Origin of the sequence: Acidovorax delafieldii 2AN (genome assembly GCF_000175235.1) — a bacterium.
GTDB lineage: Bacteria > Pseudomonadota > Gammaproteobacteria > Burkholderiales > Burkholderiaceae_C > Acidovorax > Acidovorax delafieldii_B.
In genome coordinates, this window is sequence record NZ_ACQT01000023.1 from 22,741 (window position 1) to 33,592 (window position 10,852).

The window sequence follows — 10,852 nt, forward strand, 5'->3', positions numbered from 1 at the left end:
GCCTGTCAGCCAACAATGCGTCCGTCGGGCGTCAACATGCTCTGGGTCACGTAGGCGTTGGTCCGCCTTTTGCCTTGGTAAGCCACCGAAAATCCGCCTACATTCACGTCCGTGCGCCGCTGCAGGGTGGACAGAACACTGACGCGCGTCACCGGCCCTGAAATAGCGCCCAGCACTTCCGCGGTATAGCGCGCGGCGATGAAACCGGCCAAGCCTTGGGGGGAGGCTGGCTCGTCGTACAGGCGGGCCAGTGTTTCGCGGTAGGCCCGCACTATGGGGGCGCTCGATGTGACCAGCGGAACTGCCTGGGTGGCAATGATGGATGTGCCCTTGGCCGTTCCACCCATCTGGGCCAGTACCTGCAGGTTCACGTCTGCCAGCGCCACCACGTAGCATTGGCGGCCCGCTGGGGTTACCAACTTGCTGGCGAAGTCGTGCAGCTCCGGCGTTCCACCCAGGAACAGCAGGATCGTCTGGGCTGGATTGGACAGCTGCTTCGCGGCAGCGCCTCCAGAGCCGGGCAGTGGCAATATCTGGGTTTGCAGGCCCATGCCTTGCGCCGCCTGCGCCACGTAACCCTGGGACTGCTGTTTGATCTGTGCGGTGGCGAAGATCACTCCGATCTGCTGGACGCCCATCGACGCCAGGGTTTTCACGGCATGGGTGATCTGGACTTGATGATCAGGGAAGACCTCGAAAACCGTTTCTGCTTCGCTTTCGCTGACTGCGTTGTGCAGCCAGGGGGCTATGAGGGGGAGCGGGGGCGAGGCACCTCCGGAAGACTGCAGGGCCACAAGCCCTGCGGCCGCGGCGTTGCCAACGCAGCCAGACAGCGCGACGCATCCGGGTTGCCGCTGGGCGGCCTGCCACGCAGCTTGCAAGTTCGCCGACGTGCCGTCGGTTTCCAGCGTGATGTGCTGCACAGAGCGCCCGCGTATGCCGCCGCGCGCATTCAGGTCCTGCCATGCGGCCCGTGAGCCCACCAGAAAGTCGCGGCTGACGTCCTGCTGGCCCGGCGACATGTCTGCTATCTGGGCTACCGCCAGTGTTCGCTGGCTGTCCGGGGCTGCGGGGCTTTGGGCCGCAGCTTCGGACGCCGCCACCGCGCATGCGGCCGCTGTCCACTGGGCCCACTGGCGGCGATTCAGGGGACTCGCCGGGCGATCAAGAAAGTGCATGGCAGCCGATGTTCAGTCGCTTATTTCTTGGGGGGCATCAGCACCCGGTCCACTACGTGGACCACCCCGTTCGAGGCCGCCACATCGGCTTGTTCCACCAGCGCGTCCTCGACGGTAATGAAGTTGCCGGCGCGTGCCAGAGCAACGGATGCGCCCTGCAGGGTTTTGGCGTTGCCGGGCTTGACATCCGCGGAAGCCATGCGTGCGGTCACGATGTGGTAACTGAGCACAGACTTCAGCAGGGCCTTGTCGGCCTTCAGCGCGGCCATGGTTTTGGCGGGAACTGCCTTGAAAGCTGCATCCGAGGGCGCGAACACGGTGTAGGGGCCTGAACCCTTCAGCGTTTCTGCCAAGCCCGCTTCCGCGAGCAGCGCGTTGAAGCTGTGCAGCTCAGGTGTTTGGGCGACCGCATCGGCGACCGACTGGGGGGCGCGATGCGCGCAGGCGCCAAGGGCGCTCACTGCCACCAGGGCAAATACAGATTGAAGTGCAATACGACGAAACATGAATGCTCCTGGAAGTGGAATACCCGACGCGATGTCGGTCGCAGGAGACTATCCAGGGGACGTGACAAATACGTGACGGTTTGATCCAATGGCCTGGCTGGTGAGGGTTGGCAGGAAATGTGACAGCCGCGAGAGGCTGTCACAACAATGTCATATGTCGATCCTAGAGTTGCCTCATCCCAACTCTCTCAACCCCAAAGGTATCTTCATGAAACTGTCCGTGATTCGAGTTCTGGTGGCTGGTGTCGTTTCGGCGGGCGCTTTTTCTAGCGCTATGGCCCAGCAAGAGGCCACGGGTGCGGGCGCCAGCTTCCCCGCGCCCCTGTACTCCAAGTGGGCTTCCGATTACAACAAGGCCACTGGCGTGAAGATCAACTACCAGTCGGTTGGTTCCGGCGCGGGCCTGCGTCAGATTGAAGCCAAGACGGTCGATTTTGGCGCTTCGGACGCTCCGCTCAAGGACGAAGAGTTGGCCAAGAAGGGCTTGGTCCAGTTTCCGACCGTGATCGGCGGCATCGTTCCTGTGGTCAACATCAAGGGCATCGCCCCCGGCCAGTTGAAGCTGAGCGGCCAGGTTCTGGGTGACATCTATCTGGGCAAGATCTCCAAGTGGAGCGATCCCGCCATCAAGGCGCTGAATCCTTCCCTGGCGCTGCCGGACGAGGCCATTGCGCCCGTTCGCCGTGCCGATGGCTCGGGCACCAGCTTTGGCTTCACGAACTACCTCTCGAAGGTGAACGCCGAGTGGAAGAGCAAGGTGGGCGAAGGCACGGCCGTCAACTGGCCCACGGGCGCGGGCGGCAAGGGCAATGAAGGCGTGGCCGCTTTCGTGGGTCGCCTGCCCAATTCCATCGGCTATGTGGAATATGCCTACGTCAAGCAGAACAAGCTGACCTACGCGCTGCTGCAAAACTCGGCTGGCAATTTCGTTTCGCCCGACGATTCGACCTTCAAGGCCGCTGCTGCCGGTGCCGATTGGTCCAAGAGCTTCTACCAGATCCTCACGAACCAACCCGGCAAGGATGCATGGCCCATCACCTCTGCCACGTTCATTCTGTTCCAGAAAAACCAGGACAAGCCTGTTCAGGCCGCCACGGCGCTGAAGTTCTTTGAGTGGGCCTACAAGTCTGGCGACAAGACGGCGTCCGACCTGGACTACGTGCCCATGCCCGACAGCGTCAAGAATGTCATCCTGAAGTCTTGGGGTGACATCAAGGACACCTCGGGCAAGGCAATTTCGCTCAAGTAACGTCCCTGGGCCGGCGCTCGCGCCGGCCTATCGATTTCACTTTTCAAGGTACCAACGTGTCCACTACGATGCCGGTCCGCCAGAACCCGCCTTCCAAGGCGGCTTCCGGCACCCAACGGACCACCCCCCCGTCCCGCCGCCCGCTGATTTCGGGCATGTTGGCAGATCGCATCTTTGCTGGGCTGGCCCGTGGTGCTGCAGTGCTCACGCTGCTGCTGCTGGTAGGCATTCTCATGTCGCTGGTGGTGGGAGCCTGGCCGTCCATTGCCCAGTATGGCCTGGGCTTTCTCACCCGTAGCGTCTGGGACCCCGTGCAGAATGAGTACGGCGGCCTGGTCATGATCTACGGCACCCTGGCTACCTCATTCATTGCGCTGTTGATTGCGGTGCCTGTGAGTTTCGGGATCGCCCTCTTTCTCACCGAACTGTCCCCAGCCTGGCTCAAGCGCCCGCTCGGCACCGCGGTGGAATTGCTCGCGGCGGTTCCCTCGATTGTTTACGGGATGTGGGGGCTGATGGTTTTTGGTCCCATCCTTGCACGTTTTGTACAGCAGCCTCTGCAATCGCTGCTGGCCGGTGTCCCCTACCTGGGGTCGCTGGTGTCAGGCCCGCCGGTGGGCATCGGCATACTTTCCGCCGGCATCATTCTCGCCATCATGATCATTCCGTTCATCGCTGCCGTGATGCGTGACGTGTTCGAGGTCACCCCGCCGCTCCTGAAGGAGTCCGCCTACGGGCTGGGCGCCACCACCTGGGAAGTGGTGTGGAAGGTGGTTCTGCCCTATACCAAGACGGGGGTGCTTGGGGGCATCATGCTGGGGCTGGGCCGCGCTCTGGGAGAAACCATGGCGGTGACTTTCGTCATCGGCAACATGAACCAGCTCAACTCCCTTTCGGTCTTCGAAGCGGCCAACAGCATCACATCGGCACTCGCCAATGAGTTCGCTGAAGCCGGCGAAGGCCTTCACCAAGCGTCACTCATCTATTTGGGACTGGTGCTTTTCTTCATCACGTTCGTGGTACTGGCCCTGTCCAAGGTTTTGCTGTCACGCCTTCAGAAGAATGAGGGAGCGCGTACATGACCACGTCTCAGCAACTCATTTCTGCCGCCGATCTTGCGCAGGTGCGTCAGGCGCGCTACAACAGCCGCAAGCGCGTCAACCGCATTGCTCTCACCCTGTCGCTGGCGGCCATGCTGTTCGGCGTGTTCTGGCTGGTATGGATCCTGTGGGAAACCGTGCGCCTCGGTCTGGGTGGGTTGAGCCTGGCGCTGTTCACCGAAATGACGCCTCCACCCAACGAGGCGGGTGGCATCTCCAATGCCATCTATGGTTCGCTGGTAATGGTGTTGCTTGCCACGTTCGTGGGAACGCCCATCGGCATCCTGGCCGGCATCTACCTCGCCGAATACGACACCCGTGGCTGGCTGGCCTCCACGACGCGCTTCGTTAACGACATTCTGCTGTCGGCACCCAGCATCGTGATTGGCCTTTTCGTATACGCCGTCGTGGTGGCCCGCTTCAAAAGCTTTTCGGCCTACGCCGGGATTCTCGCGCTGGCGCTGATTGTGATACCCGTGGTGATCCGCACGACCGAGAACATGCTGATCCTCGTACCCGCCAGCCTGCGTGAAGCCGCCTATGCGCTCGGCACGCCCAAATGGAAGGTGATCACCATGATCACCCTGCGTGCTGCGCGGGCAGGCGTGATCACGGGGGTACTGCTGGCGGTGGCCCGTATTGCGGGCGAGACAGCGCCGTTGTTGTTCACCGCCCTCAACAATCAGTTCTGGAACTCGGATCTGTCCAAGCCCATGGCGAGCTTGCCCGTCACGATCTTCAAGTTTGCCATGAGCCCTTATGAAAACTGGCAACAGCTGGCCTGGGCTGGCGTGTTCCTGATCACCGTGGCGGTTCTCGGACTCAACATCCTCGCCCGGGTCGTGACCCGGCAGAAATAAGAAAGAAGGACTTTCATGCCCTCCAACATCAAGAATACGCCTCCCGGGCCCTCCAAGATCACGGTCCGTGACCTGAATTTCTATTACGGCAAGTTCCACGCCCTCAAGGGCATCAATCTCGACATCCCCGAGAACAAGGTGACGGCCTTCATCGGCCCCTCGGGCTGTGGAAAGTCCACCCTACTGCGCACCTTCAACCGCATGTTCGAGCTTTATCCCGAGCAGCGCGCCGAAGGCCAGATCGTGCTGGATGGCGAGAACCTGCTCACCACCAAACAGGACGTGGCCCTGGTGCGCGCCAAGGTGGGCATGGTGTTCCAGAAGCCCACGCCGTTCCCCATGTCCATCTACGACAACATCGCGTTTGGTGTGAAGCTGTTCGAGAGCCTCAGCGCCACCGACATGGACGATCGCGTGGAGTGGGCGCTGCGCAAGGCGGCCCTGTGGACCGAGGTCAAGGACAAGCTCAATCAGAGTGGATCCAGTCTGTCGGGCGGGCAGCAGCAGCGCCTGTGCATTGCGCGCGGCATTGCCATCAAGCCCGAGGTTCTTCTGCTGGACGAGCCCTGCTCGGCACTCGACCCCATCTCGACCGCCAAGGTCGAGGAGCTGATTGCCGAGTTGAAGGACGACTACACCGTGGTCATCGTCACGCACAACATGCAGCAGGCCGCGCGCTGCAGCGACTACACCGCCTACATGTACCTGGGTGATCTGGTGGAGTTCGGGGAGACGGAACAGATGTTCTTCAAGCCCCAGCGCAAGGAAACCGAAGACTACATTACCGGCCGTTTCGGCTGAGGAGACATCTGATGGCAGACAAACACCTTTCATCGCAATTCGACAGTGAACTCAACGGTGTCTCCACCCGTGTCATGGAGCTGGGCGGCCTCGTCGAGTCGCAAATCCGCCAGGCCATCTACGCCTTGTCGCAGTTCAGCCTGGAAGCCGTCGAGCAGGTTGCCGTGATGGAGCAGCGCGTGAACGCCATGGAAGTCGAGATCGACCATGAGCTCGCCTCCATCATCGGCCGGCGCCAACCCACGGCCCGCGACCTGCGCTTGTTGCTGGCCATTTCCAAGGCGACAGCCAATCTGGAACGCATGGGAGATGAGGCCAACAAGATGGCTCGCATGGTGAAGTCGATCATCGAGAGCGGTGCTGCGCGCTCGTTGCCGTCGAGCGACCTGCGCGTGGCGGCCGACTTGGCGTCGGGCCTGCTGCGCAAGGCGCTGGATGCCTTTGCACGCCTGGACACCAAAGCTGCGCTGGCCATCCTCAAGGAGGACGACCTCATCGACAAGGAGTTCGACGGCTTCGTGCGCAAGCTCATCACCTACATGATGGAAGACCCCCGCACCATCTCCTCCAGCCTGGACCTGCTGTTCCTGGCCAAGGCGATCGAGCGCATCGGCGACCATTCCAAGAATGTTGCTGAACTCATCATCTACCTCGTCAAGGGCAAGGACGTGCGGCACACGACACTTGATGAAATCGAATCCACCGTGCTGCTGTGACCGATTGGCGTTGAAATGAAGAAACTTCCCCGCGTCCTGATTGTGGAAGACGAGCCAGCGATTGCCGAGCTGATTGCGGTGAACCTGCGCCACAACGGTTTCCAGCCCATCTGGTCGGAAGATGGCGAATCGGCCCAGCGCGAGCTCGACGCCGTGTTGCCGGATGTCATTCTGCTGGACTGGATGCTCCCTGGGCAGAGCGGCCTGATGCTGGCCCGCAAGTGGCGTGCAGACGCCCGCACCAAGCCGATTCCCATCCTGATGCTGACGGCCCGGGGCGACGAGCCCGACAAGGTGGCCGGGCTGGATGCCGGCGCCGATGACTACATCACGAAGCCGTTTTCCACGCAGGAGTTGCTGGCACGCATCCGGGCCGTGCTGCGCCGGCGCGCGCCCGAGCAGGTGAGCGACAGCGTCACCATCGGCGAGCTGGTGCTGGATGCGGCAACCTACCGCGTCACCTTCCAGGGGCAGCCGCTGAAGGTGGGACCGACCGAGTTCAAGCTGCTGCATTTCTTCATGAAGCACTCTGAACGTGTGCACAGCCGCTCGCAGTTGCTCGACAAGGTGTGGGGCGATCACGTGTTCATTGAAGAGCGCACCGTGGACGTGCACGTCAAACGCCTGCGCGAGGCCCTGGGTGCCGCCGGCGCGATGGTCGAAACCGTGCGTGGCGCGGGTTACCGGCTCACGGCGCAGCCGCAGGCCCTTCTTCGCGCCTGACCCTTTCCCATTGCGGCCTGGCCGGGGCCCCGCAGTTTCTCGAAGAAAGTTGTGTAGTGCGCATGCTTTGGCGTTTTGGGTATTTTTTGGCCTGGCAGTTGGCCGGGGGGGCGCTCGGTTGGTGGCAGGGTGACCACTGGGGCGCCCTGGTCGGTGCCGGTTTGGCCGCCTGGCTGTGGTTTGCCGGCGACCTGTGGCGTGGCTCGCGCGTGCTGCTGTGGTTGCGTTCGGGTGATCTTTCGGCGGCGCCTTCGATCCGGGGCATGTGGGGCGAGGCCGCGGACCGCGCGCGGCGCCTGCTGCGCCAGAGCCAGATGCAGATCCAGGACAGTGACGGGCGCCTGCAGGAGATTCTGGCCGCGCTCCAGGCCACACCGAACGGGGTTGTGCTGCTGGACGGGCAGGGGCACATCGAGTGGTGCAACCAGATCGCAGCCAGCCAGTTCGGCTTTGATGCGCAGCGGGACGTCATGCAGTCCATCGGCAACCTGGTGCGCGACCCCGACTTCAGCGCTTACTACGCTGCCCAGGATTTCACCCACGACGTGGTGCTGCAGGGGCGTGACAGCACGCCCTCGCGACCGGTGCGCATCTCGGTGCATTTGCACCCCTATGGCAACGGGCGCACGTTGCTGCTGTCCCGCGATGTCACGGCACTTGAGCAGGCCGACGCCATGCGCCGCGATTTCGTGGCCAATGTCTCGCATGAGATCCGTACGCCGCTGACCGTGCTCACCGGTTTTGTCGAGACGCTGCAGACGCTGCCGCTCGATGCCGACGAGCGTTCGCGCTACCTTGCCATGATGGCCCAGCAGGCCGCGCGCATGCAGAGCGTGGTGCAAGACCTGCTGACGCTTTCGCGCCTGGAGGGCAGCCCTTTGCCGGGCATGTCCGAATGGACGCCCGTGCTGGCGCTGATGCATCGGTGCGAAGAGGAGGGGCGGGCGCTGTCGGCCCTGCTCACGCAAAACCAGCAGCGGCACCACGTGCTGCAGTTTCCTTCAGTGCAGGAGTTGCGCGCTGAAGGCGACATCGCCGGGGTGCCGTCCGAGTTGCAAAGCGTGTTGTCCAACCTCATCAGCAATGCCGTGCGGTACACGCCCGCCAGCGGGACGATCACGGTGCAATGGCGCCGGGCGGCCGACGGCAGCGCCACATTTTCCGTGAGCGACACCGGCCCGGGCATTGCACCCGAGCACCTTCCGCGTCTTACCGAGCGGTTCTACCGTGTCGACCGCAGCCGATCGCGCGAGACGGGTGGCACGGGCCTGGGGCTGGCCATCGTGAAACATGTGGTGCAGCGTCACGGCGCCGTGCTCGACATCTCCAGCGTACCGGGCAAGGGGTCGGTCTTTTCAGTCACGTTCCCGGCGAACCGGCTTCGTTGCCCCGCGCTGCCGGACGGATCGCCGCCCGCAGCATCAGTACAAACAGCACTGCCGTGACAGCCAGCGCGAGAGCGCTGGCCGCCCAGAAGGGCACCGGCGATGCCATTGGCCCCCAGCCGGCCAGGCCCCGGTAGGCCAGCACATAACCTCCGCCGAGTCCCGCACCCCAGAGCAGCAAGCAATAGGCCGCCAGCGGTGCGATGGTGATCCGGTAGCTGCGCAGCACGAACACGCACAGGGTCTGCAGCGCGTCTGCTGCATGGTAGGCCGCCACCCACAGCAGCAACCCGCCGGTAATCCCGACCACGGCTGCGCTGCTCGAGTACAGGGCTGCCAGCGGCTCTTTTACTATGATTAAGATAGCTGCCAGCGAAATGCCCATAAGCGCTGCAAGCCTGAAACCCGTAAAAATCACCCCACGGGCCGCGACGGCGTTGCCGGCGCCGAGCCAGTAACTCACCCGCGCGCTGGTTGCAATCGCCAGCGACAGCGGCACCATGTACAGCACCGCTGCAACGTTGGCCGCAATCTGGTGGGCTGCGGTGGCCACGGTGCCCTGGCGGGCGATGAACAGGGCCATCAGGGTGAACGAGGTCACTTCCACCAGGATGGCCAGGCCCGCTGGCACGCCCAGCCGGGCGAAACCCAGGATGGTGGGCCAGTGGGGCGGCTCCATGCGCTGCCAGATGCGCAGCGACACGTAGATGTCCTGCGTGCGCAGCAGCCACAGGGCCACGCCCAGCATGCTGACATTGACCGCCAGCGTGGCCCACGCGCAGCCCACCGCACCTTGCGCCGGCAGGCCCGCGCCACCGAAGGTGAACCAGATGGACAGCGGCAGCTTGATGAACAGCGCGCCCACCTGCAACCAGGTCACCAGCTGCGGGCGACCGAGGGCCTGGTTGAGCGTGCTGTACAGGCGAAAGAGCAGGGCGGGTGGCAGGGCGAGCGCCAGCACCGCCAGATATTGCCCAACCTCGCCGCGCAATGTGGGCGGCACCTGGGTCCAGCGCAGCAGCGGGCCAGGCGACAGCAGCACGAACGTGCCGATGATCGATGCCACGGCACACAGATAGAGCGCCTGGCGCAGCGAGGCGCCGGTGGCCTGCGGATTGCGCGCGCCGCGCTGCTCCGCCCACACCGGCAAAAGCGCCTGGAAGATGCCCATCAGCGCGACATAGACGCTGATGAAAATGGCCGAACCCACCGATAGCGCCGCGAGCGATGCTTCGCTGTAGCGCCCCGCCACGACGGTGTCCGTCACACCGAAAGCCATCACGGCCAATTGCCCCGCCAGAACGGCCAGGGCGTGGCGGCAAACGGTGGAGAACTCCGACATCAGTCGGGCGCGGCCGTTCTCCGGAACAGCAAGATGAATTCGTTCTTGTCGGTCGGGCGGCCAATGGCCGCCTCCTGCGTCCAGTGCTCGGGGTTGACCAGGTCTGCGGGCGCGGGCCATGCCTCGCTGTCGGTGACCAGCCACGGGCATTCCTGCGCCTGACGGGCCGGCAGCAGGCGTAGTTGGGCATGGTATTGCAGCGCGGCCACCTGGGGCCGGCTCAGTCCGTACATCTGGATGCAGCCTGGCTCGGGGCCAAGCGCCGTCACCAGCTTGCGTGCCTGGGGTGCGTAGCTGCGGGCATAGTCCAGCAGCGGAAGCCAAAGGGTGGTGAGCAGCAGCCAGCCCAGCGCCGCACCGCTGGCAGGCAGCACCAGGCTCTTCCAGATGGCCGCACGGTTGCGCGCCGCGCGCCACCACACCAGTCGGCACCAGGCGATGGAGGCCGCCAGCGCCACGACCAGTGCAAGCCACGAGAATTCAGGCGTGAAGCCCGGCGCCAGCTTGGCCACGTTGGCTGCCGGCTGTGCCGGCACACCCGTCTGCATGGCAAACCAGACGACCCAGATGGCCAGGGCCGAGGCGCTGAAGAACAGCAAGGTGAACCAGTCGATGAGCGCGGCCATGCTGCGGCGGAACGTGGGCAGTGCAAAGGCCGCCAGCGCGGCCATGGCGGGCAGGCCTACCAGCAGGGCGCGGTCGGCTGGCTGGGTGGTGAAGGTGGCCCCCACCGAAACGAGCGAGAACCACAGCGGCAACCACAGGTGGCGGTGTAGTTGCCGGTTGACCAACTGCTTGCGCCAACGCCACAGCGTCCACGCGGCCAGGGGCCAGGCGGGCCAGCCAAACCACAGCAGAAGCCGCGTGAGGCTGCGAAATTCCTTGGCCTCGGTGGCCGCACCGACCACGCGCCAGTGCCACAGGTCCAGTTGCCACGCCAGGATGGCGGCCAGCGCCGTGACGACGGCCAGCGCCACGGCCCAGCGCATGCG

The 10,852-nt window shown here is 63.9% G+C and carries 10 protein-coding genes and 1 pseudogene; 7 read left to right on the plus strand and 4 right to left on the minus strand.

The features are described 5' to 3' along the window. Positions 1-5: 5 nt before the first annotated feature. On the minus strand, positions 6-1,178 hold the full coding sequence (locus ACDELDRAFT_RS05940) for an ABC transporter substrate-binding protein (RefSeq protein WP_005794491.1): 1,173 nt from the start codon (positions 1,176-1,178) through the stop codon (positions 6-8). A gap of 20 nt (positions 1,179-1,198) precedes the next feature. Continuing rightward, entirely contained in the window at positions 1,199-1,684 is a 486-nt protein-coding gene (locus tag ACDELDRAFT_RS05945; protein ID WP_005794492.1) for a fasciclin domain-containing protein, read from the minus strand. Positions 1,685-1,892: 208 nt separating this feature from the next. Here ACDELDRAFT_RS05945 and pstS point away from each other — a divergent pair, with 208 nt between their 5' ends. The 7 genes from pstS (at position 1,893) to phoR (ending at position 8,578) form a co-directional block, all read left to right on the plus strand. Further along, on the plus strand, positions 1,893-2,933 hold the full coding sequence (gene pstS / locus ACDELDRAFT_RS05950; protein WP_040328255.1) for a phosphate ABC transporter substrate-binding protein PstS: 1,041 nt from the start codon (positions 1,893-1,895) through the stop codon (positions 2,931-2,933). Positions 2,934-3,001: 68 nt separating this feature from the next. Further along, positions 3,002-4,015, plus strand: a complete 1,014-nt coding sequence (gene pstC, locus ACDELDRAFT_RS05955) for a phosphate ABC transporter permease PstC (protein WP_005794497.1) — start codon at positions 3,002-3,004, stop codon at positions 4,013-4,015. Beyond that, positions 4,012-4,893 (plus strand): phosphate ABC transporter permease PstA, encoded by an 882-nt coding sequence (gene pstA, locus ACDELDRAFT_RS05960; RefSeq protein WP_005794498.1) that lies wholly within the window; start codon positions 4,012-4,014, stop codon positions 4,891-4,893. Before pstC ends, pstA begins: the two co-directional genes overlap by 4 nt. A gap of 15 nt (positions 4,894-4,908) precedes the next feature. Continuing rightward, a complete protein-coding gene (gene pstB, locus ACDELDRAFT_RS05965) occupies positions 4,909-5,694 on the plus strand; it encodes a phosphate ABC transporter ATP-binding protein PstB (RefSeq protein ID WP_005794499.1) in 786 nt (261 codons plus the stop codon). An 11-nt stretch (positions 5,695-5,705) separates the two neighbouring features. Continuing rightward, positions 5,706-6,410, plus strand: a complete 705-nt coding sequence (gene phoU / locus ACDELDRAFT_RS05970) for a phosphate signaling complex protein PhoU (RefSeq protein ID WP_005794501.1) — start codon at positions 5,706-5,708, stop codon at positions 6,408-6,410. A 15-nt stretch (positions 6,411-6,425) separates the two neighbouring features. After that, positions 6,426-7,133: a phosphate regulon transcriptional regulator PhoB gene (phoB, locus tag ACDELDRAFT_RS05975; protein ID WP_005794505.1), complete on the plus strand. Its 708-nt coding sequence runs from the start codon at positions 6,426-6,428 to the stop codon at positions 7,131-7,133. A 62-nt stretch (positions 7,134-7,195) separates the two neighbouring features. After that, positions 7,196-8,578 carry a phosphate regulon sensor histidine kinase PhoR gene (gene phoR, locus ACDELDRAFT_RS05980; RefSeq protein ID WP_005794506.1) on the plus strand — a complete coding sequence of 461 codons (1,383 nt, stop codon included), beginning with the start codon at positions 7,196-7,198 and terminating at the stop codon, positions 8,576-8,578. On the opposite strand, the gene ACDELDRAFT_RS05985 is transcribed toward phoR, so the two are convergent. Then, positions 8,493-9,860 carry an MATE family efflux transporter gene (locus ACDELDRAFT_RS05985; protein ID WP_005794509.1) on the minus strand — a complete coding sequence of 456 codons (1,368 nt, stop codon included), beginning with the start codon at positions 9,858-9,860 and terminating at the stop codon, positions 8,493-8,495. The genes phoR and ACDELDRAFT_RS05985 overlap by 86 nt on opposite strands. Further along, positions 9,860-10,852 (minus strand): annotated as a pseudogene (locus ACDELDRAFT_RS05990) (hypothetical protein); the annotation flags it as partial. The pseudogene ACDELDRAFT_RS05990 and the gene ACDELDRAFT_RS05985, both read right to left, overlap by 1 nt.

Excerpts from the sequence above, each read along its gene's own strand:
- phoU (WP_005794501.1), top strand. The coding sequence starts at position 5,706 with ATGGCAGACAAACACCTTTCATCGCAATTCGACAGTGAACTCAACGGT.
- pstS (WP_040328255.1), top strand. The coding sequence starts at position 1,893 with ATGAAACTGTCCGTGATTCGAGTTCTGGTGGCTGGTGTCGTTTCGGCG.
- pstC (WP_005794497.1), top strand. The coding sequence starts at position 3,002 with ATGCCGGTCCGCCAGAACCCGCCTTCCAAGGCGGCTTCCGGCACCCAA.
- ACDELDRAFT_RS05940 (WP_005794491.1), bottom strand. The coding sequence starts at position 1,178 with ATGCACTTTCTTGATCGCCCGGCGAGTCCCCTGAATCGCCGCCAGTGG.
- pstA (WP_005794498.1), top strand. The coding sequence starts at position 4,012 with ATGACCACGTCTCAGCAACTCATTTCTGCCGCCGATCTTGCGCAGGTG.
- pstB (WP_005794499.1), top strand. The coding sequence starts at position 4,909 with ATGCCCTCCAACATCAAGAATACGCCTCCCGGGCCCTCCAAGATCACG.
- ACDELDRAFT_RS05945 (WP_005794492.1), bottom strand. The coding sequence starts at position 1,684 with ATGTTTCGTCGTATTGCACTTCAATCTGTATTTGCCCTGGTGGCAGTG.
- phoR (WP_005794506.1), top strand. The coding sequence starts at position 7,196 with ATGCTTTGGCGTTTTGGGTATTTTTTGGCCTGGCAGTTGGCCGGGGGG.
- ACDELDRAFT_RS05985 (WP_005794509.1), bottom strand. The coding sequence starts at position 9,860 with ATGTCGGAGTTCTCCACCGTTTGCCGCCACGCCCTGGCCGTTCTGGCG.
- phoB (WP_005794505.1), top strand. The coding sequence starts at position 6,426 with ATGAAGAAACTTCCCCGCGTCCTGATTGTGGAAGACGAGCCAGCGATT.